Annotated in this window: 17 protein-coding genes; 8 read left to right on the top strand and 9 right to left on the bottom strand. The window is 64.5% G+C overall.

The window, feature by feature from the left end; genetic code table 11:
* Window positions 1-5 precede the first annotated feature (5 nt).
* From gmhB to MKD49_RS24775, 3 genes are read left to right on the top strand one after another with little or no spacing between them, the layout of a single operon-like run.
* Complete coding sequence (gmhB, locus tag MKD49_RS24785; RefSeq protein WP_017451462.1) at window positions 6-563, top strand: D-glycero-beta-D-manno-heptose 1,7-bisphosphate 7-phosphatase; 558 nt, start codon at window positions 6-8, stop codon at window positions 561-563.
* 55 nt (window positions 564-618) lie between these two features.
* Window positions 619-1,404, top strand: coding sequence for a 1-acyl-sn-glycerol-3-phosphate acyltransferase (locus MKD49_RS24780; RefSeq protein ID WP_175342662.1), 786 nt, complete (start codon window positions 619-621; stop codon window positions 1,402-1,404).
* A gap of 52 nt (window positions 1,405-1,456) precedes the next feature.
* Window positions 1,457-2,440 carry a M48 family metallopeptidase gene (locus tag MKD49_RS24775; protein ID WP_252697617.1) on the top strand — a complete coding sequence of 328 codons (984 nt, stop codon included), beginning with the start codon at window positions 1,457-1,459 and terminating at the stop codon, window positions 2,438-2,440.
* Window positions 2,441-2,469: 29 nt separating this feature from the next.
* Here MKD49_RS24775 and MKD49_RS24770 read toward each other — a convergent pair whose 3' ends face one another.
* From MKD49_RS24770 to MKD49_RS24730, 9 genes are all read right to left on the bottom strand, one after another.
* On the bottom strand, window positions 2,470-4,593 hold the full coding sequence (locus MKD49_RS24770) for a TonB-dependent receptor (RefSeq protein ID WP_252697616.1): 2,124 nt from the start codon (window positions 4,591-4,593) through the stop codon (window positions 2,470-2,472).
* 204 nt (window positions 4,594-4,797) lie between these two features.
* Window positions 4,798-6,081, bottom strand: a complete 1,284-nt coding sequence (locus MKD49_RS24765; RefSeq protein ID WP_209533528.1) for a chloride channel protein — start codon at window positions 6,079-6,081, stop codon at window positions 4,798-4,800.
* A gap of 168 nt (window positions 6,082-6,249) precedes the next feature.
* Window positions 6,250-6,654: a lactoylglutathione lyase gene (gloA, locus tag MKD49_RS24760; protein ID WP_034335603.1), complete on the bottom strand. Its 405-nt coding sequence runs from the start codon at window positions 6,652-6,654 to the stop codon at window positions 6,250-6,252.
* 107 nt (window positions 6,655-6,761) lie between these two features.
* The gene (locus MKD49_RS24755; protein WP_252697615.1) at window positions 6,762-8,357 is read right to left on the bottom strand and encodes an EAL domain-containing protein; all 1,596 of its coding nucleotides are present in this window, start codon (window positions 8,355-8,357) and stop codon (window positions 6,762-6,764) included.
* A 264-nt stretch (window positions 8,358-8,621) separates the two neighbouring features.
* Window positions 8,622-8,999 (bottom strand): hypothetical protein, encoded by a 378-nt coding sequence (locus MKD49_RS24750; RefSeq protein ID WP_034335597.1) that lies wholly within the window; start codon window positions 8,997-8,999, stop codon window positions 8,622-8,624.
* Window positions 9,000-9,162: 163 nt separating this feature from the next.
* A complete protein-coding gene (gene rsmA / locus MKD49_RS24745; protein WP_121037700.1) occupies window positions 9,163-9,945 on the bottom strand; it encodes a 16S rRNA (adenine(1518)-N(6)/adenine(1519)-N(6))-dimethyltransferase RsmA in 783 nt (260 codons plus the stop codon).
* 26 nt (window positions 9,946-9,971) lie between these two features.
* Window positions 9,972-10,994: a 4-hydroxythreonine-4-phosphate dehydrogenase PdxA gene (gene pdxA / locus MKD49_RS24740; protein WP_252697614.1), complete on the bottom strand. Its 1,023-nt coding sequence runs from the start codon at window positions 10,992-10,994 to the stop codon at window positions 9,972-9,974.
* A gap of 123 nt (window positions 10,995-11,117) precedes the next feature.
* Entirely contained in the window at window positions 11,118-12,617 is a 1,500-nt protein-coding gene (locus MKD49_RS24735) for a peptidylprolyl isomerase (RefSeq protein WP_121037705.1), read from the bottom strand.
* Window positions 12,618-12,642: 25 nt separating this feature from the next.
* Window positions 12,643-14,925 carry an LPS-assembly protein LptD gene (locus tag MKD49_RS24730; protein ID WP_134135449.1) on the bottom strand — a complete coding sequence of 761 codons (2,283 nt, stop codon included), beginning with the start codon at window positions 14,923-14,925 and terminating at the stop codon, window positions 12,643-12,645.
* Between the two features lie 97 nt (window positions 14,926-15,022).
* Here MKD49_RS24730 and MKD49_RS24725 point away from each other — a divergent pair, with 97 nt between their 5' ends.
* The 5 genes from MKD49_RS24725 (at window position 15,023) to upp (ending at window position 20,139) form a co-directional block, all read left to right on the top strand.
* Entirely contained in the window at window positions 15,023-16,054 is a 1,032-nt protein-coding gene (locus MKD49_RS24725) for an aminoglycoside phosphotransferase family protein (RefSeq protein ID WP_252697613.1), read from the top strand.
* A 10-nt stretch (window positions 16,055-16,064) separates the two neighbouring features.
* Window positions 16,065-16,781, top strand: a complete 717-nt coding sequence (gene murU, locus MKD49_RS24720) for an N-acetylmuramate alpha-1-phosphate uridylyltransferase MurU (protein WP_252697612.1) — start codon at window positions 16,065-16,067, stop codon at window positions 16,779-16,781.
* Window positions 16,778-18,124: a Xaa-Pro aminopeptidase gene (gene pepP, locus MKD49_RS24715; RefSeq protein ID WP_252697611.1), complete on the top strand. Its 1,347-nt coding sequence runs from the start codon at window positions 16,778-16,780 to the stop codon at window positions 18,122-18,124. Before murU ends, pepP begins: the two co-directional genes overlap by 4 nt.
* 107 nt (window positions 18,125-18,231) lie before the next feature.
* Complete coding sequence (locus MKD49_RS24710) at window positions 18,232-19,380, top strand: FAD-dependent monooxygenase (RefSeq protein WP_252697610.1); 1,149 nt, start codon at window positions 18,232-18,234, stop codon at window positions 19,378-19,380.
* 111 nt (window positions 19,381-19,491) lie between these two features.
* Complete coding sequence (gene upp / locus MKD49_RS24705) at window positions 19,492-20,139, top strand: uracil phosphoribosyltransferase (protein WP_006461705.1); 648 nt, start codon at window positions 19,492-19,494, stop codon at window positions 20,137-20,139.
* Window positions 20,140-20,310: the final 171 nt, after the last annotated feature.

The following is a 20,310-nucleotide window of genomic DNA, read 5'->3' as shown; positions in this document are numbered from 1 at the left end:
CAGGAATGAAACTGATCATTCTCGACCGCGATGGCGTCATCAACCAGGATTCCGATGCCTTCATCAAGTCGCCCGACGAGTGGATCCCCATCAAGGGTTCGCTGGAAGCGATCGCGCGCCTGAACCAGGCCGGCTATCGCGTGGTGGTGGCCACCAACCAGTCCGGCGTGGCGCGCGGCTTGTTCGACATCAAGACCCTCAACGCCATCCACCAGAAGATGCACAATGCGGCCCAGCAGGCCGGTGCCGATATCGATGCGGTATTCTTCTGCCCGCACTCGGCCGATGACAATTGCGATTGCCGCAAACCCAAGCCGGGCATGTTCCACGAGATCGCCAAGCGCTTCAACATCAGCCTGCGCGGCGGTGTGGCGACCGTAGGCGATTCGCTGCGCGACTTGCAGGCGGGCTATGTGGCCGGCTGTGCGCCCTACCTGGTGCTGACCGGCAAGGGCGAGAAGACCCAGGCCAAGGGCGGCTTGCCGCCGGGCACGCTGGTTTTTCCGGATTTATCGGCAGTGGTTGATTTCATTCTGAAGTCGCCGGTCGGGGTCTCGGTATAGTGCCGTCACTGCGACCGCGCAGCCAACCCCATTCATTACAACAACATGCTTCGGCATGGGAGAAACGATTTTGCGCCTTGTCCTGATTCTGCGTTCGGTGGTCTTCATGGTCCTGATGGCCGTGGCCACCATCATCTGGTCCTTCGCCTGCCTGCTGTCGGCCCCCTTCCCTTACGCCCAGCGCTACTGGTGGACTTCGCGCTGGAACGTGTTCGTGATCTGGACCGCGCGCGTGATCTGCGGCATCCGCTACGAAATGCGCGGCACCGAGAACCTGCCCGATGCGCCGGTGATCCTGCTCTCCAAGCACCAATCGGCCTGGGAAACCATCTTCTACGTCATCAACATGCCGCGTCCGCTGGTGTTCGTGTTCAAGAAGGAACTGACCTACATTCCCTTCTTCGGCTGGGGCATCGGGCTCTTGCGCATGATTCCGATCGATCGCAAGAAAGGCCGTGACGCCTTTGCGCAAGTACTGGAACATGGCCGCCGCCGCCTGCGCGATGGCCAGTGGATCATGATGTTCCCGGAAGGTACGCGCACCGCCGTGGGCTCGCAGGGCAAGTACAAGGCCGGTGGTTCGCGCCTGGCGGTGGAAACCAATACGCTGGTGGTGCCGGTGGCGGTGAACTCGGGCGAATGCTGGCCCAAGGGCAGCTTCGTCAAGAAGCCGGGCGTCATCACGGTCTCGATCGGCAAGCCGATTTCGCCGGAAGGCCTGAATCCCCAGGAATTGAACGAGCGCGTCGAAAATTGGATAGAATCCGAGATGCGCGTGATTTCGCCGGACGTCTACAAAAACAGCGCGCCCCGGCCGGCCGCCTCGACTGCATCGCAGTAATGCCGCGCGGCCAACTCCTTAGCCAACAGCAACACAGGACGCCGCGACTGCCTTGATACTGCTCCGCAAACCCAAACCCAATCCCGATCAGCTCTCGCTGCAACTGGATTTGTTTGGCGCGCCCGCCGCTGCGCCGGCAGCGGCGCCCGTCGATCCGGGTCCGGCGCTGCCGTCGCCGACGGTGCAGCCGCCGCTCATCGTGACACCGCATCCGGTCGTCCATGCGGCACCGCTGCCGACACCCCTCATTCCCGAACCGCCCTCACCTCCCAGCCCGCTGCTGGCCCCGCCGACCACGGCCCGTCCGGCCGATGGCAAGCGCCGCATCCAGCTGGGCGAGCACACCATCGATTTCGCACTGCTGCGTTCCAAGCGCCGCACCATCGGTTTCCTGGTCAGTGATGAAGGCCTGCGCGTGACCGCGCCCAAGTGGGTCACGCTGGCCGAGATCGACAACGCCATCCGCGAAAAGCAGCGCTGGATCCTCTCCAAGCTCAACGAGCGCCGCGAGCGTTCGGCGCGTCGCCTGCAACCGCAGATGCAATGGCGCGATGGCGCCACCCTGCCCTATCTGGGTGCCGACATCACGCTGCGCATCCGCACTGGCCAGCGCCAGGCGGTGTTTCTTGACGAAGTCACGCGCGAACTCAACATCAGCCTGCCGGCCGACGCCGGCGAGCAGCAATTGAAGGATCGCGTGCAGGGCTGGCTACAGGCGCGCGCAGAAGAACTGTTCGGCAAGCGGCTCATGATCTATGCCGAGAAGCTGGGCGTGCAATATCGCTCCTACGCACTGTCCTCGGCCACCACGCAATGGGGCTCCTGCACGTCGGATGCGCGCATCCGCCTGAACTGGCGGCTGATGCATTTCGCCCTGCCGCTGATCGATTACGTGATCGCGCATGAACTGGCGCACCTGCGCGAGATGAACCACAGCCCACGCTTCTGGGCCACGGTGCAATCGATCTTCCCTGAGTTCGAATCGGCCAAGAAAGCCTTGCGCGACAGCGCAGCCGAGACCATGCCGATCTTCTGATCGGCCGGGCCCCGCCCGCCCTCAGTGGCTCAGAAGCGCACGTTCACACCCACGTCCAGCGAGCGCCCATAGCCCGGCAAGGCTTGCAGGCTGCCGCTCTTGGTCTTGGCCAATCCCGACAGGTAGACCCCGCCCAGCGCATCGGCGTAGTTGCGATTGAACAGGTTGCTGATGCCTGCGCTGACGCTGATGGCCTGGTTGAACTGATAGCTGCTGCGCAGGTTGAAGACGGTATAGCTGGCAGTCACCGGCTCCAGACGATTGCTGTCCACCAATGTCTTGCGTGCGACGTAATTCACTTCAGCGCGGTTGGTCCACGCGCCCTGCTGCTGCTCCAGCGCGGCCAGCACGTTGAAGGGCATCATGTGATACAGGTTGCCGCCATCGACACGCTTGCCGCGCGTGAGGCCGGCCTTGCCGGTGAAGGCGATGTCCCCCAGTCCGGCGGTACGCAACAGCGGCCACTTCCAGGAGGCGTTGATGCCATAGAGACGGGCATCGTGATTGGCGAATTGCAGCAGCGCACCCGAGGCAGTGCTGACGCTGTAGGGATTGAAGCGGCCGATGACATCGGCATCGATGTAGTTCTCGACGTAGCTGAAATACGGTGTCAGCTTGAAGAACCAGCGCGGCTCGTTGCCCTCCTTGTCGGACGCGTGCCAGTCAGCGGTGGCCGAAAGGGTATGCGCCACTTCCGGCTTGAGATCGATGTTGCCGACATAGCCGTTGCCATCGCCGAACCAGTTGGTCATGGTCATGGCCATGGTGCCGCGGCCCCAGGTGTAGCGCTCGTAGAGATTGGGCGAACGCGTCTTGCGGGCATAGCCCACCTCCCAGGTCTGCCCGGCGTCGGGCGTGAAGCGCGCCAGTGCAGTGAGGTCGATGTTGTTGTCGGTCTTCGCGTGGCCGCGGGCATTGAAGGCATTGGCCGCCGTCAGGTCAGCCATGTTCATCATGTTGGTGCCATAGGATTGCACGCTGCCGGCATCGGTCTTGACCAACTCGTCGCGCACACCCACGATCGTGCTCCAACGTTCATTCAACTTGCCTTCCCACTCGGCGAAGAGGGCGTAACGATCGCGCTTGCCGTCGTTGATGTTCACATAGGTCCGGGGGCCCATCATCATCGAGCCAGGTACGGCCGGCCAGTCGTCATCCAGATGGAAGCTGTGGTACTCGTTGCCCACGCGCAGTACGCTGCGGCCCTCCGGCGCGAGGTCGATATCCGCGCGCAGCGTGTAACCGAGATCACGGCCCTGTGTCTGCATGGGCATGGTGCCGGTGCGTTCGGCGCTGAAAAATCCCATCTCATGCTCGGTGCGCTGCCAGTACACGCGGCCCAGCAGCTTGCCCCAGTCGAAGCGGCGCTCATAGCCCAGGTTGGCAAAGGTGGAGCGGTTGCCGGTCATGTCCATGTACTGGTTCGGGAAGCCCTGGTAAGGGATGTACTGCTGCCCGGCCTTGAACACCAGTTGCTGCCCGTCGCCGCGTGCGGCCACCGTCACCGCGTGGTTGTTGCTCTCGAACTGGCTGCCCAGCACCTTGTCGCCACGGCCGTTGACGTAGCTCTCGGCCCGCGACTGGCTGGCCACGTAATGGACCGAGAGACTGTCGCTGGCCACCGTGCCCTCCACCGACGCCGACACTTCCGAATTGACGCTGCGGGCGGCCACCGAGAAGCCACCCTTGGTCAGCAGCTCGCCCGGCTGTGCCGCGAACTGCGGCGCCGGCGACGCCAGTTCGATGGTGCCGCCGATGCTGTCGCCACCCACGCTGACCGGCGTGATGCCAGCCATCACGCGCGTCACCCCGACCTGCGCGGGCGGCATGTAGGACATGGGTGCGTTCATCTGGTTGCCACAGGCGGCGGTGACCTCCATGCCATCGAGGCGGATCTTGAGGCGGTCGGCAGCGAAGCCATTGAGGACCGGCAGCGCCGAAACGCCGCCTGCTGCCGCGCTGGCGTAACCGGGTTGATCGGCCAGCAGCGCAGCGCTGTCGGCGTTGAGCGGAGCCGTTGCGGCAGGCTTGTCACCGCGCACGGTGACGGTCGGCAAGGGCGCATCGGCCGGATCAGAAGTGGTCTGGGCCAGGGCATGGCCGCAAGCGCTGAACGCCAGCGCGATGGCGCAGGCACAAGGAGTGAGTTGCATGGAAATCCCCAGGGGTTGTCGTTATCGGTCTGCCTGTCTGTGCAGGCAAGTACAGCGGGCGATTATGGCCAAGCAAAACGACGAGGGAGTGCGACATATTGTCGCGCGCGGCACGACAGAATGACGAAGGCGGCGCTCAGCAGCCCGGGGAGCGGGTGTCGGCGGCTGCGTCAAATTGACGCAGCCTTTCGACGATGTGTAGCGTCAGTGCTTGAGATAACGTTCGGCCAGCGTTTCGTACAGCGGCGGTGCGAATACCTTGGAGACCGCCGAGGCGATCAGCGCGGTGGCCATCAGCGAGATCACCAGCGCATGGCCGTCGACCATTTCCATCACGATCACGAAGGCGGTGATCGGCGATTGCGTGACGGCCGCGAGGTAGCCCACCATGGCCAGCGCCACCAGCATCGGCAGCGAGGTGCCGCCGAAGAGCAGGTGCAGCAGGTTGCCGAAGCCGGCGCCGATGGACAGCGAAGGCGCGAAGATGCCGCCCGGCAGGCCCGGCAGGTAGGAGCCGATCATGGAAGCGAACTTGAGGAAGGGATAGAACACCGACAGCCCCTGCCCGTCGTTGAGCAGGCCATGCGCCTGTTCGTAGCCGCTGCCGAAGGTGGCCCCGCCGGCGGCCACGCCGATGACCGCGACGATGAAACCGCACAGCGCCGCGAACGCCACCGGACGTTCGGCGCGCAGCGTCACGACGGGGGCAGGAATCCAGCGGGTGGGATTGAGGATGAGCCAGCAGAACAGTCCGCCGGCCACGCCCATCAGTACCGCGGTCACGATCACGGCAAGGATCAGGCGGCCGCTGGTTTCGCCAGGGAAGGCAATCGAGCCGAAATAGGTGTAGTTGCCATTGATCGACAGCGCCACCAGGCCGGCGAAGATGATGGTGGTGATGACCACGCCGCTGGCGCGCTGTTCGAAGCTGCGCGAGAGTTCCTCGATGGCGAAGACGATGCCGGCCAGCGGCGTGTTGAAGGCCGCCGCCAGGCCGGCGGCGGCGCCAGCCAGGATCAGGCGGCGCTCCATGTGCTCGTATCCGGTCGGATACAGGCGGCGCAGGTTGTACATGATGGCCGCGCCGATCTGCACCGTCGGTCCTTCGCGCCCGATGGTCATGCCGCCGGCGATGGCCACCACCGACAGCACGATCTTGCCGGCCAGCACGCGGATGGACAGCAGCACGCTGCCGCGTTCAGCGGTATCCCCATGCAGGGTGGCAATGGCCTGCGGGATGCCGCTGCCTTCCGAGCCGGGGAAGTAGCGGCGCGTGAGCCATACGCAGGCGGCGCAGACAGCGGGCGTGAGCAGCAGCGGCAGCCAGGGCGACCTGTGTTCGATACTGCGGAAGACACCGAAGCCGAGTTCGATGGCCTGTGCATAAAGCACCGCAACCAGGCCGACGATGATGGCACCGCTCCAGAGGATGCCGTATTCGACCCATAGCCGGCGCAGATGACTTTTGGAGAGTTGGTAGAGGCTCAATTGGCGTTCCTGTTGTTGTTCTGTTGATGCAGAGATGCAAGATGCAGACATGCGTGGATGCAGCGATGCATCCTCATGGACACGGCCTGTGCTGCGAAAATCCCGCCGCATGGCCGCACCATGAAAAAAGCCCGCGTGAGCGGGCTGGCAGGCTGACAGCGACTTGCCTCAGTCGGCGGCGCTGTATTGTTCCTTCTTCTGGATGAACTCGATCTTGTAGCCATCCGGATCGGTGACGAAGGCAATCACGGTCTTGCCGTGCTTCATCGGACCGGCTTCGCGGGTGACCGCGCCGCCCTTGGCCTTGACCGCATCACAGGCGGCGTAGGCATCGTCCACCTCGATGGCGATGTGGCCGTAGCCGGTGCCCAGGTCATAGGATTCGGTATCCCAGTTGTGGGTCAGTTCGAGCACGGTGTGATCGCGTTCTTCGCCGTAACCGACGAAGGCCAGCGTGAACTTGCCGTCGGGGTAGTCATTCCTGCGCAGCAGTTTCATGCCCAGCACCTGGGTATAGAAATCGATGGAACGGTCCAGATTTCCCACGCGCAGCATCGTATGCAACATTCTCACTTGGCGACTCCTTTTCATGGCTAACGTGAAGCAAGCCGACATTATCCCCGATTTGCCGGACGCTCGCCGAAGGCCCTCCGCGCAGGCGCAGAAGATCGCGGGCGGACTCAGTCCTGATCGGTCCCGCGCAGACGGTGGATCTGCTCTTCCAGCGCGCTGATCCGGTGCTGCAAGCGGCGCTCCGTACTGATGTCGACGATCAGTCCGTACCAGCGCACGATGCGGCCCTCGCTGTCGCTGTGGGGCGAGGCACGGCTGCGCATCCAGCGCCATTGGCCGTCCGGCCAGAGCACGCGGAATTCGGTGCGGAAGGGGCGCCCCGTGGGCAGGTTGGCCAGCCATTCCTGACGCACCCGCAAGCGGTCTTCCTCGGGCATGCGCGCCAGCCACTGCTGGTGGCGCTGGGCGGTAGTCAGCTCGGGCTGCCATTCGAAGGTCGGGCCAATGTAGTCGATCACGCCTTGCGCATCGGCGGCCCAAGGGATGTTGGGACTGAGGTCGATGGCCCGATGGAAATGTTCTTCACTGTCGCGCACGGTACGCTCGGCGGACACGCGCGCCGTGATGTCCACCGCCGAGCCGGAGATGCCCAACAATTCACCCAGGTCGCTGCGCACCACCTGGAAGGCCAGCAACGAGGTGCGGCCGGTGCGCGAATTGAAGAATTCCGTGGCGGCAGGACACGCACCGTCGACCACCTCGGCCACCATCTGCAGCAGCGGGCGATGTTCGCTGCGGTTCAGCAGGTCGATGACCGGGCTGCCCTCCAGCTCGGTGCCGGCATAGCCACCGAGCAGGTCGATCATCATGGCATTGGCGCTGACCACGCGCAGCAAGGGGTCGAGGAAGCACAGGCCAACCGGCGCGCTGCGATAGAGCGAATCGAGCTGGTGCCAGCGCTGGAAGGGCGAGGTATCGATCCCGGCGCTAAGGCGCGACCACACGCCGCGCTCGCCGATCAGCCGTGCCGCATCGGCCAGCGGAGCAGGACGGCCGAGATGGAAGCCTTGCCCGAATTCGCAGCCCATGCGCTTGAGGAGATGGGCGTGGTGTTCAGTCTCGATGCCTTCGGCGACCACGTGCATCTTGAGACTCTGGCCCAGGCCCGCGACCGCCAGCACGATGCGGAAGCTGTCCGGGTTCTGGTCCATGGTGCGTACGAAACTGGCATCGATCTTGATCTCGTCGAAGGGATAGGACTGCAGGCGCGTCAGGCTGGAATAGCCGGTGCCGAAATCATCCAGCGACAGGCTGGCCCCGGCCTGGCGTGCGGCCAGGATGGTCTGCAAGGTGCGCTCGTGGTCCTGCACCAGCACGGTCTCGGTGATCTCCAGCTGCAGGCGCGACATGGGCAGGCCATGCTGATGCATCACGGCGGCCAGACGATCCAGCAGGCTGCCGTCGAGGAACTGGCAGGGCGACAGGTTGATCGCCAGGCGCAGCTCCGGGGGCCAATGGCGCAGGGTGGCGGCCACCGTGTCGAGCAACTTGAGCAGCAGGACATCCAGTACGCCGCCACGTTCGGCGATGTCGATGAAATCGATGGGGGAGACCACACCGCGCTGCGGACAGGTCCAGCGCGCCAGCATCTCGAAACCGGCAATGCGGCCGCTGCGCAGATGCACCAGCGGCTGCAGCGCCGGCCAGAGGTGGCCGGCGTCGAGGGCGGTCCGGATGTCATCGGCGGCGATGGGGGCCATCATCGTGGGAGCGTCTCCTTGCTGGTTGGCAATGCGCGCTGTTTCGTCATTCTGACGAAACGATCAGCCTCATTATGCTGACAAAATGCCAATCGGCTCGTCATTATGTAGCGTTTTACTGACGCTTTGCTTGCTCACCACCGCTTTTCTGCGCCCCACGACAAAAAACGGGCAACCCGGCAAGGTTGCCCGTTTTCCTCAAGATGGCTTGCGCCTGGATGTCCTGCGCGGGGAAACGTGGTCCGCCGCCCTGCTCATCGGCCGGGATCAGCGGCCGTAGTAGGAGTAGTAATCCGGACGGTCGTCGTAACGATAGGTACGTACCTCGGTCCGTTCCACGTAACGCACCGGACGCGGCGGCGGCGGGGCGTAGTAGCGCGGCTGCTCGTAGACTACCTGCTGCGGCGGCTGGTAATACACCGGCTGCGGGGCCTCATAGTAAACCTGCTGCGGCGGGGCCTGATAGACCGGTGCCGGCTGCGAGTTGGCGATCAGTGATCCGATGGCGACGGCACCGATGATACCGGCAGCAATCGCCACGCCGTTGCCGCCCCGGTCATGCGCCATCGCAGGCGTGCTGACGACGGCGGCCGAAGCCAGAAGAGTGGTGGCGATCAATACCGATGCGATTTTTTTGCTGGCCATGATTGGCTCCTGTCAAAGAAGTCCGCGATCTGTCGCGGCACGATTCCAATATAAGACAGGTTCAGCTTGAAACTACGGAATATGAAACTTCGTTACAGTTCTTACGGGTGGCGCCGCGGCTGTAATAAAGTGCAACAGCCGCATTGCACGCCCAGTACGGGCCTCAGGCTTGGCGCGCGGCCAGCAGGTTGGCCAGGGCCACGAACTGGTCCACCGGCACCGCTTCCGGGCGCGCCTGCGGATCGACGCCGGCCTGGCGCAATTCGTCTTCCGTGAAAAGGCCCGCCACGCAGTTGCGGATCACCTTGCGGCGCTGGGAGAAGGCCTTGGTGACCACCTGCTCCAGCAAGGCCTGCTCGCAGGCCATGGGCTGCGCCAGCGGGATCATGCGCACGATGGCCGAATCCACCTGCGGCGGCGGATCGAAGGCGGTCGGCGGCACCACGAACAGCAACTCCATGTGATAGCGCCACTGCAGCATCACCGACAGGCGGCCATAGGCCTTGCCGCCCGGTTCGGCGACCATGCGTTCGACCACTTCCTTCTGCAGCATAAAATGCTGGTCCTGCACCTGCGGGGCGATCTCGGCCAGGTGGAACAGCAAGGGGCTGGAAATGTTGTAGGGCAGGTTGCCGACCACGCGCAGCTTGCGGCCTTCCGGCACCGGGATGCTGGCGAAGTCGAACTTGAGGGCGTCCGCTGAATGCACGGTCAGGCGCTCGGCGCTGAACCGTTTCTTGAGGCGCTCGACCAGGTCGCGGTCCAGTTCCACCACGTGCAGGTGGCGCAACTCTTCCAGCAGCAGCGCAGTCATGGCCGCCAGGCCCGGGCCGATCTCGACCATGGCATCGTCGGCGGCGGGCGCGATGGAGCGGATGATGTCGTGCAGCACCACGTCATCGGTGAGGAAGTTCTGGCCGAAGCGTTTGCGCGGGATGTGTTTCATGGTGGTTCCAGTGGGTTCTTGCAATATCAGGCGGCGGCCCGGCGGCGCGCCATGTCGGCAGCGGCACGGATGGCTACGCACAGGCTGCCATGGTCGGCGTGGCCGAGGCCGGCGGCGGCCAGGTCCAGCGCAGTGCCGTGGTCGACCGAGGTGCGGATCAGGGGCAGGCCGAGGGTGATGTTGATGCCATGGCCGAAGCTGGCGAATTTCAGGACCGGCAGGCCTTGGTCGTGATACATGGCCAGGACGCAGTCGGCCTCTTCCAGGTATTTGGGCTGGAACAGCGTGTCGGCGGGATACGGTCCCCGGGCATCGATGCCGCGCGCACGGGCCGCTTCCAGGGCGGGCGTGATGACCTCGATTTCTTCGCGGCCCAGATAGCCGTTCTCGCCGGCATGCGGGTTCAGGCCCGTGACCAGGATGCGCGGATGGGCGATGCCGAACTTGTCGCGCAGGTCTGCTTGCAGAATGTCGAGCGTGCGTGCCAGGCTCTCGCCGGTGATCGCGGACGGCACATCCTTCAAGGCCAGGTGCGTGGTGGCCAAGGCGACGCGCAGGTGCGGCGCATCGCCGCCGGCCAGCATCATCACGACTTGCGGCGTGCCGGTGACTTCGGCCAGGTATTCGGTATGGCCGGTGAACGCCACGCCGGCATCGTTGATGGTGCTCTTCTGCAGCGGCGCGGTGACGATGGCGGAGAAGGCGCCGGAGAGCGCGCCCTGCACGGCCAGGTCCAGCGTCTGCAACACGGCGCGGCCATTGCGCGCATCCAGCACGCCGGCACGCACCGGTTCGGCCACCGGACAATCGATGACGGTGAGGCAATCGACCGGAAAATCGGGCAGGCCGCTGTTGCGCCAGGCCTGGATGGAGAGCGCCGCAACCCGCATCTGCGGATCGATCTCATAGGCCGTCTGTGCCAGCAAGGCGGCGTCACCCAGCAGGATGCAGCGCGCTTCGTGGCGCAACTCCCAGGCGGCACGCAGGGAAATTTCCGGACCGATGCCTGCCGGTTCGCCGCAGGTCAGCGCGAGGATGGGTCGGTTCATGGCGGTGTCACTCATGGCCTGTATGGGAAAAAACGGGCTTCAAAAAGGCAAGGGCCGGCGACAAGGCCGGCCTCTCTTGCACGCATGGGGACAGCCCGCTGGCTGCCCCTGCCGGTGCGGCGATCAATCGTCGTTGCGATACTCGACGTAGGCGCGGTCGCGGATCTGACGCATCCAGTCCTCGGTGGCTTCCTCGATCTTGCGCTCACGGATGGCCTGGCGCGCGGCCTGGCGGGTGCGCTCCTTGGAGGCATCGTCGGTCTTGCGCTCGACCACCTGGATCAGGTGATAGCCGAACGGGGTTTCGATGGGCTGGCTGACTTCGCCCGGCTTCAACTGGTCCATGGCGCGTTCGAACTCGGGCACGGTATCGCCCGGATAGATCCAGCCGAGGTCGCCGCCCTTGGAGGCGGACAGGTCATTGGAGTACAGCTTGGCCAGTTCCTCGAAGGTAGCCGAACCGTGGTCCAGGCGCTCCTTCAGTTCGGTCAGCTTGCGCTTGGCTTCGGCCGCGGTGACGACCTGGTTGACCTTGATCAGGATGTGGCGCACGTGGGTCTGCTGCACGGCGGGGGCGGCTGCCTGGGTGCCCCCGGCGGCGCGGCGGCCGACCAGCTTGAGGATGTGGAAGCCGTTGCCGCTCTTGAGCAGGCCGCTGACCTGGCCATCCTGCAGCTTGGCCACGCCATCCAGGAACAGTTGCGGCAGGCGGTCCGCCGGACGCCAGCCAAGGTCGCCGCCGGACAGGGCATCCGACGAATCGGAGTAAGCGGCAGCGGTCTTGGCGAAATCGGCACCGGTCTTCAACTGGCGCAGCACGTCTTCGGCACGTTCACGGCGGGCGGCCAGCTGTTCGGGGCTGGCGTTTTCCGGCACGCGGATCAGGATCTGGGCGATGTCCAGTTCCTGACGCTGGCCGCCGGCATTGGCTTCGGCGGCGAGGTAGTTGTCGATCTCGGACTCGGTGACCACCACCTTGTTGTCCACTTCACGCTCGCGCAGGCGCTGGCTCAGGATTTCGCGGCGAATCTCTTCGCGGAAGCTGGCGTAGTTCATGCCCTCGGCCTCCAGGCGGCTGCGGAATTCCGGCATGGACAGCTTGTTCTGCTCGGCGATGCGCTGCATGGCGCGGTCCAGCATGGCATCGTCGACCACGATGCCGTTTTCCTTGGCCATTTGCGCCTGGGCACGTTCGACGATCATGCGCTCGACCAGCTGGCGCACCAGTTGCTGGCGCGGGGGCAGCTGCACGTTCTGTGCGGCCATGCGCTTCTCGACGCTGGCCAGGCGCTCGGCGACTTCCTGGCGGGTGATGACCTCATTGTTGACCACCACCAGGATGGAATCCACCGGGCGCGGCTCATTGCGCGCGCTGGCTGCCGCCGGTGCGGGGGCAGCGGGCACCGCCGCAGGGGCGGCCGGCTTGCTGGCGGCGGGCTTGACGGCGGCCTTGGGCGAGCCCTTGGCTGGTGCCGACGGCGCGCTGCTGGTGGTTTCCGGCGGGGTTACCGGGATGATGGTGGTCGCGAACTGCGCATGCGCATTGCTGATCACGCCCAGCATGCACAGCAGCGCGGTCACTGTTTTGGTTGTTGCGAGGAGTGGTGTACGCATATTACGCATGGACTAATCGTTGGTTCGAAAAAGGTTAGAAGTTGTTGCCGGGCATGGTATCCGGCAGGTTCACGTTCTGGTAACCGGGCACGCTGCTCTTGATGGCATCCAGCGGGTTGGACCCGATCTTGGAGAGGCCATTGAGTTCGAGCTGAATGAAGAAGCCCGTCGATGCCTTGGTGGACGAGGTCGGGATGCGTTGCGCCACCACCCGGAAGACCCAGCAGTCGGCCTTGTACTCGAAGCCGGCCAGGCCTTCGGCCACGGTGCGGTCCGGAATCGAATAGTTCATGCGGCCGACGGCGTAGATGCGCTGGGTAATCGGCCACTGGCCGGACACGTCGATCTGCTTGAGCGGATCGAGCACGCCGGTGTAGGGGTTGATGTAGGTACGGTCCAGGCGGTATTGCAGGTTCAGCACGCGCTTGGGGGCCGGCTGCCAGCGGATGCCGAAGGTGGAACGCACCATCTGGCGCAGGGTCTCGCTGTACTGCACGGTGTTGTCGGTGGAGAACTCGCGGGTGATCTGCCCCCCCAAGGCCAGCAACAGATCGGATTTGCTGCCCAGCGTGGTGGTGGTGGTGCCGCTGATGCCGACCTTGGGATCGGCAAAGTAGTAACGTTGGCCGATGGCCGCGCGCAGGCGCTCCAGGCCGTTTTCCTCGATCAGGCGCGAGGTGACGGCGGCGGTCAGCTGGTTGGCGTCGCTGATGCGGTCGTGGCCGACGAAGCGGTTCTCGGTGAAGATCTGGGCGAAGTTGAAGTCGGCCAGGCCGGAATCGAACACCGGATACTGCGACTGGTCGCGGTAAGGGGTACGGACGTAGAACAGGCGCGGTTCCAGCGTTTGGGTCACGCTGCGGCCGAACAGGTTGGCGTCTCGCTCGAAGATCAGGCCGGAGTCCAGCGATACCGTCGGCACCGTACGCGTCAGATTGGTCGGCTGACCCGCCGAGACATTGTTCAGGTTGTAGCTGGTCGCATCCAGGATCACCTTGGGCGTGATGAAATAGCCCGGGCGGATGATGGGATACGACACCGCTTGCGTGACGTAGGCGCGGTCGCCGCCGATCAGGTCGCCGCTGGAGAAGCGGGTGAAATCGGCGGTGGTACTGAAGTCGAATCCGCCGATGTCGTAGCGGTTACCCGTGAAAGTGATCTGCGGCACCCGGTCGTAGGGCTTGCCGATCGGCGCGTTGACGTCCTGCAGCAGCTGGTACTTTGACACCAGTCCGGTCACGCTCCAGTAGGTGCTGGCGTAGCTGAGGCTGACGTTACGCGGCAGCAGGCGCTGCGTACTGCCCGTGATTGAGTGCGCGAAGTCCGACGGATAGTCGTCGTCGGAGGCCTTGTTCAGGTTCCAGGCCAGCTGCAGGCCGGGTGCCAAGGTCTGATTGTGGATCGAGGACAGCGAATAGCGGCCGGTTCCGGTGACCTGATCCTGGATGCCTTCCACGTTGGTGACACCGCTATAGGTGTCGCCAATGTATCGGGTTTCCGCCCCCATCTGCAGCCCGCGGCGCGCGATGTACTTCGGCACCAGCGTCAGGTCATAGTTGGGTGCCAGGTTGAAGTAGTAAGGCACCGAGATCTCGGCACCACCGGTACTGGTCATGCCGATGGTGGGCGGCAGCACGCCCGACTTGCGCTCCCCCGACAGCGGGAACGTCATCCAGGGCGAACCCAGAATCGGTACATCCTTGAAATACAGCAGCCCGCCATGCATGGTGCCAATATCGCGACCGCTGTCGAGGTCCATGGTGTTGGCGCGCAGATACCAGTCGGGATCCGGTGCTTCGCAGGTGCTGTAGGTCCCCTGCGTCACCTTGGCCTGGTCGTCCGCCAGGAAGTCGATGCGCTCGGCCTTGCCGCGCCCGCCGTTCTTGCCGATCAGGTAAGTCGGATTGGTCACGTAGCCGGCGCCGGTACCCATGTTCATCTCGGCGTAGTCGCCGGTGTACTGGTCCTGCAGGCGCTGCATCCAGACGTGGCCGGTGGCCTCGACTTCATCCTGGATGATGCGGTATTCGGCCTTGTCGGACTTGATGGTGGTCGCTGCCTTGACCAGCTCCACGTCGCGGTCCAGGTTGACCTGGCGGTCGGGACGGCCGGTCATCTGCTCGGCGCTGACATTGACCGGGGCGTCCTGGTCCTGTGCGGGCGGCGTGGCAGGCGCAGCGGTGGGCATGCTCATCTGGGCGTGCACCGACAGCGGCAGCAGGGCCGAGGCAGAAGCCACTACCATTGCCGAAGAGAACAGACGCGCCAGCCGCCAGTTGACAGTACGTTCAGTGAAAGACTTGGAAAACCGGATCATGAAAAGAGAGGCTAGATACCGTGCAGGCGGATTTTTTGGGTTTAATCCCTTATTATATGGGAACTCAACCTCGTCAAACGATTTCCTCAGATAGTTCATGTCTTCACCTGGTTCCACCCCCGATCTCCGCCTGTCCGAATTGCAAGCCTGGCTGGCCACCCTGGCCGATACCCCGGTGCTGTCCTCCACCCTGCGCCCGGCCTCGGCCGACGCCAGCTTCCGCCGTTATTTCCGGGTGGACACACGCGACGGCGGCAGTGCCATCGTGATGGATGCCCCGCCGCCGCAGGAGGACGTCCGTCCCTTCGTGAAGGTCGCCGGCCTCTTCGGCGAGACCGGGGTGACCGTGCCGAAGGTACTGGCGCAGGATACCGAGCGCGGCTTCCTGCTGCTCTCGGACCTGGGTTCCACGACCTACTTGTCGCAGCTCTCGGCCGACAGCGCGCACGCACTATACATGGATGCGATCGAGGCCCTGGTACTTTTACAAGCGCAAAGCAAGCCCGAGGCCCTGCCCGAATACGACCGCCCGCTGCTGCTGCGCGAGCTGGAACTGTTCCGCGAGTGGTATATCGGCAAGCACCTGGGCGTGACCCTCACCGACGAGCAGAACGCGGTGCTGGACAAGACCTTCGACGCCATCCTGGCCAACAACCTGGCCCAGCCCCAGGTCTACGTGCACCGCGACTATCACTCGCGCAACCTGATGGTGCTGCCCAAGGGCAACCCGGGCATCCTGGACTTCCAGGATGCGGTCTACGGTCCCATCACCTACGACCTGGTCTCGCTGCTGCGCGATGCCTACATCCAGTGGGATGAGGAAATGGTGCTGGACTGGGCCATCCGCTACTGGGAAAAGGCGCGCCGCGCCGGCCTGCCGGTCACGCCGGACATCGATACCTTCTACCGCGACTTCGAATGGATGGGCCTGCAGCGCCACCTGAAGGTGCTGGGCATCTTCGCGCGCCTGTGGCATCGCGACGGCAAGGATGGCTACCTGAAGGACATCCCGCTGGTCATGGAATACACCCTCAAGACCGCGCGCCGCTACGTGGCCTTCACGCCGCTGGTGCGCCTGATCGAGAAGCTCGAACAGGAACACGCGCCCAAGTTCGGCTACACCTTCTGAGGCGCCCTGCATGAAAGCCATGATCTTCGCAGCCGGTCGCGGCGAGCGCATGCGTCCGCTGACCGATACCTGCCCCAAGCCGCTCCTGAAAGTACGCGGCCGCCCGCTGATCGTCTGGCAGATCCTTTCGCTGGTACGCGCCGGCATCACCGAGATCGTCATCAATCACGCCCACCTGGGCCAGATGATCGAAGACACCCTCGGTGACGGCAGCCGTTATGGCGCAAAGCTCTTTTATTCACCCGAAACGACCGCGCTGGAAACGGCAGGCGGTATCGCCCAGGCCCGCCACCTGCTGGGTGAAGAACCCTTCATAGCGGTCTCCGGCGACATCTGGTGCCCGCACTTCGACTACAGCGAACTGCTGACCGTGCTGGAAGACGAGGACCCGTGGGGCAATCCGCTGCCGCAAGACAAGCGTGACCTGGCCTGGCTGTTCCTGGTCAAGAACCCGCCCTTCCATCCCGAGGGCGACTTTGCGCTCAACAACTTCGCCATCGCCAACGAGGGCCAGCCCAAGCTGACCTTTGCCAACATCGGCGTGTATCGCCCGGAAATGTTCGACGGCATCGCGCCCGGCAGCCACGCCAAACTGGGGCCGCTGCTGCGCCAGTACGCCGACCAGGGCCGCATCGGCGGCGATGTGTATCGCGGCGACTGGCACAACGTCGGCACCATCGATCAACTGGAAGCACTGAACCTGCCACCGCAAGGAACCCGACCATGAGCTTCGACGCCACCCCCTTCGCCGCCCGCCGCGCGCGCCTCCTGGCCAGCCTGCAACAAGCCGGGGGCGGCGTGGCCATCATCCCGACCGCGCCCGAGGTGATGCGCAATCGGGATGCCGATTATCCGTATCGCCACGACAGCTACTTCTACTACCTGACCGGCTTCACCGAGCCCGAAGCCGTACTCGTACTGGTGGCCGGCAAGGAAAACCGCAGCATCCTGTTCTGCCGCGACAAGAACCTGGAACGCGAAATCTGGGACGGCTACCGCCACGGCCCGCAGGCCGCGCAGCAGCTCTTCGCGCTCGATGCAGCCCATCCGATCGAGGAGCTGGACAAGAACATGCCCGCCCTGCTCTCCGACGCCCGCGCCGTCTACTACGCGCTCGGCCAGGACGACCAGCGCGATGCCCAGTTGCAGCGCTGGCTGCAGGGCGTACGCGCACTGGCGCGCAGCGGCGTGTCCGCGCCCGGCGCGGTGGTCGATGTGAGCGTGCTGCTGGATGACATGCGCCTCTTCAAGGACGCCTACGAGATCGACGTGATGAAGCGCGCCGGCATCATTTCCGCCGAGGCGCATTGCCGCGCCATGCGCATCTGCCGTCCCGGCCTGCGCGAATATCACCTGGAAGCCGAACTGCTGCACGAATTCCGCCGCAACGGTTCGCAGTATCCGGCCTATGGATCCATCGTCGCCACCGGCGCCAACAGCTGCGTGCTGCACTATCGCGCGGGCGACGCCGAAATCAAGGACGGCGACCTGATCCTGATCGACGCCGGCTGCGAACTGGACAGCTACGCCGCCGACATCACCCGCACCTTCCCGGCCAATGGCAAGTTCAGCGGGCCGCAGAAGGCGCTCTACGAGATCGTGCTGGCCGCGCAAGCCGCCGCCATCGCCGAGACCGCACCCGGCAAACGTTTCATGGATGGCCATGACGCCGCCGTGCGCGTGTTGGCGCAGGGCATGCTCGATACCGGCTTGCTGGACAAATCCAAGGTCGGCTCGCTGGAAGACGTGATCGAAAAAGGCGACTATCGCCAGTTCTACATGCATCGCACCGGCCACTGGCTGGGCATGGATGTGCATGATGTGGGCGACTATCGCGATCCCGCCACCGCCGATGGCAGCAAGCCCTGGCGCACGCTGCAGCCGGGCATGGTGCTGACCATCGAACCGGGCATCTACGTGCGTCCGGGCGAGGGCGTGCCGGAGCAGTTCTGGAACATCGGCATCCGCATCGAGGATGATGCGCACGTCACCCCCTCCGGCTGCGAATTGCTGACCACGGGCGTGCCCACCAAGGTCGATGACATTGAAGCGCTGATGCGCCAGGCTTAAGCGCCCGTCTCCCCAGGGCCGCGCATGCGCCGGATCAAGCCCGGCCGGCGCGGCTCCGCTACAATGAGGCCTTCCTGAATCTTCTGCAGAAGGCATTTCCCGGCATCATGGAATCCGTCGATTTCGACCTCATCATCTGCGGCGGTGGCCCGGTCGGCCAGAGCGTGGCCGGCCTCTTGGCGCGCCGCCAGTTGCCCGCCGCGCGCATCGCTCTGGTGGACATGAAGTCTCCTGAACAAGCCGCCGCTGACCCGCGCACCATTGCCCTTTCCTACGGCAGCCGCCAGATCCTCGATGAACTGGCTGCCTGGGACGACATCGGCCGCAGTGCCACCGCCATCGAACAGATCCACGTCTCGCGCCGTGGCCACTTCGGCCGCACCCTGCTGGACCGCAAGGATTACCACTTGCCCGCGCTGGGCTACGTGGCGCGCTATGGCGAGGTCAACCGCGCCCTTGCCTCGGCCATCGCACCGCTGGGACTGACCCAGATGCGCCCCGCCGAAGCACAGGAGGTCACGGAAGAAGAAGACCACGTCGCCGTCACCCTCAAGGATGGACGCGTACTGCGAGCGCAACTGGTGATCCAGGCCGAGGGTGGCGTCTTCGGAGAACAGCAGCAAAAAAGCCTGCAGCGCGACTACCAGCAACTGGGCATCATCGCGCACGTACAGGCCGATGGCGTGATCGCCCATCGCGCCTTTGAACGCTTCACCGATGAAGGCCCGCTGGCCCTGTTGCCGCAGGATGATGGCTATGCGCTGGTGTGGTGCGTACGTCCTGCCACCGGCGAAGCATTGCTGGCACTGGACGATGCCGCCTTCCTCGCGTCCCTGCAGCGCACCTTCGGCGAGCGGGTGGGCCGATTCACCCGCATCAGCGTACGCCACGCCTTCCCGCTGGGCTTGAACGCCCGCCCCGGCCAGAGCCGGCGCGTGGTGGCCATCGGCAACGCTGCACAAACCCTGCATCCGGTCGCCGGCCAGGGCCTGAACCTGGGCTTGCGCGACGCCCGCGTGCTGGCCGATGTGCTGGCGCGCGAGGTCTCTCCCGAAGCCTTGCAGGCCTTCGAGCGCCAGCGCGGGCAGGATCGCGGCCTGACCATTCGCCTGACCGACCTGATGGCGCGCATCTTTGCCGGCTCGCCCCAGGGTTCGCCCCTGCAGGCGGCGCTGGGCCTGTCGCTGGGCGCGATCGACCTGCTGCCGGCAGCACGCGGCTTGCTGGCCGAACAGATGATGTTCGGTCGCCGATGAGGTGAACAATGCTGCAGTTGCGCGACGTCCCGGCGTCGCGCAGGCGGTCAGGAAATGCGACAATGCTGACTTGCGGCACCCGCCGCTCCACCCAGCAGATACGCATTTGCCATGAAACAAGACCCGCGCTTCAAGAATCTCTTCATCCTCGACCATCCGCTGATCCAGCACAAGCTGTCGCACATGCGCGACAAGCGCACCTCCACCCGCACTTTCCGCGACCTGCTGCGCGAGATCACGCTGCTGATGGGTTACGAAATCACGCGCGACCTGCCGCTGACCACCGAGACCATCGAAACCCCGCTGGTGACCTATGAAGCGCCGGTAATCGCCGGCAAGAAGCTGGCCGTGGTGCCGGTGCTGCGTGCGGGCGTGGGCATGAGCGATGGCCTGCTGGAACTGATCCCCTCGGCGCGCGTGGGCCATATTGGCGTCTATCGCGACGAGAATCACCTGCCGGTGGAATACCTGGTGCGCCTGCCGGACCTGCAGGACCGCATCATGATCCTGTGCGACCCCATGGTTGCCACCGGCAACTCGGCCGTCTATGCCGTGGATGCCCTGAAGAAGCGCGGCGTGCCGGCTTCGCATATCGTCTTCGTGGCCCTGGTCGCGGCACCGGAAGGCGTGCAGGTGTTCGCTGATGCGCATCCGGATGTGAAGCTTTACGTCGCTTCCCTGGATTCCCACCTGGATGAGGATGCCTACATCGTGCCTGGGCTGGGCGATGCGGGAGACCGCATTTTCGGGACCAAGTAAGCAGCACCTTCGGACTTCACGGATCCAAGACAAAACGGGTTGCGCATCACTGCGCAACCCGTTTTTCCATTGAGGCCGGGGAAGATCAGTCCACCGCCTTGACCATATCTTCGATGACCTTCTTGGCATCGCCAAAGACCATCATGGTCTTGTCCATGTAGAACAGTTCAT

The organism is Herbaspirillum sp. WGmk3, assembly GCF_023952535.1.
Taxonomy (GTDB): Bacteria; Pseudomonadota; Gammaproteobacteria; order Burkholderiales; family Burkholderiaceae_D; genus Herbaspirillum; species Herbaspirillum huttiense.
Note: the sequence above shows the minus strand (reverse complement) of the source record. Positions and strands in the feature narration are given on the sequence as shown.

Excerpts from the sequence above, each read along its gene's own strand:
- gmhB (WP_017451462.1), top strand. The coding sequence starts at position 6 with ATGAAACTGATCATTCTCGACCGCGATGGCGTCATCAACCAGGATTCC.
- MKD49_RS24780 (WP_175342662.1), top strand. The coding sequence starts at position 619 with ATGGGAGAAACGATTTTGCGCCTTGTCCTGATTCTGCGTTCGGTGGTC.
- MKD49_RS24770 (WP_252697616.1), bottom strand. The coding sequence starts at position 4,593 with ATGCAACTCACTCCTTGTGCCTGCGCCATCGCGCTGGCGTTCAGCGCT.
- MKD49_RS24755 (WP_252697615.1), bottom strand. The coding sequence starts at position 8,357 with ATGATGGCCCCCATCGCCGCCGATGACATCCGGACCGCCCTCGACGCC.
- MKD49_RS24750 (WP_034335597.1), bottom strand. The coding sequence starts at position 8,999 with ATGGCCAGCAAAAAAATCGCATCGGTATTGATCGCCACCACTCTTCTG.
- rsmA (WP_121037700.1), bottom strand. The coding sequence starts at position 9,945 with ATGAAACACATCCCGCGCAAACGCTTCGGCCAGAACTTCCTCACCGAT.
- pdxA (WP_252697614.1), bottom strand. The coding sequence starts at position 10,994 with ATGAACCGACCCATCCTCGCGCTGACCTGCGGCGAACCGGCAGGCATC.
- MKD49_RS24735 (WP_121037705.1), bottom strand. The coding sequence starts at position 12,617 with ATGCGTAATATGCGTACACCACTCCTCGCAACAACCAAAACAGTGACC.
- MKD49_RS24730 (WP_134135449.1), bottom strand. The coding sequence starts at position 14,925 with ATGATCCGGTTTTCCAAGTCTTTCACTGAACGTACTGTCAACTGGCGG.
- MKD49_RS24725 (WP_252697613.1), top strand. The coding sequence starts at position 15,023 with ATGTCTTCACCTGGTTCCACCCCCGATCTCCGCCTGTCCGAATTGCAA.
- murU (WP_252697612.1), top strand. The coding sequence starts at position 16,065 with ATGAAAGCCATGATCTTCGCAGCCGGTCGCGGCGAGCGCATGCGTCCG.
- pepP (WP_252697611.1), top strand. The coding sequence starts at position 16,778 with ATGAGCTTCGACGCCACCCCCTTCGCCGCCCGCCGCGCGCGCCTCCTG.
- MKD49_RS24710 (WP_252697610.1), top strand. The coding sequence starts at position 18,232 with ATGGAATCCGTCGATTTCGACCTCATCATCTGCGGCGGTGGCCCGGTC.
- upp (WP_006461705.1), top strand. The coding sequence starts at position 19,492 with ATGAAACAAGACCCGCGCTTCAAGAATCTCTTCATCCTCGACCATCCG.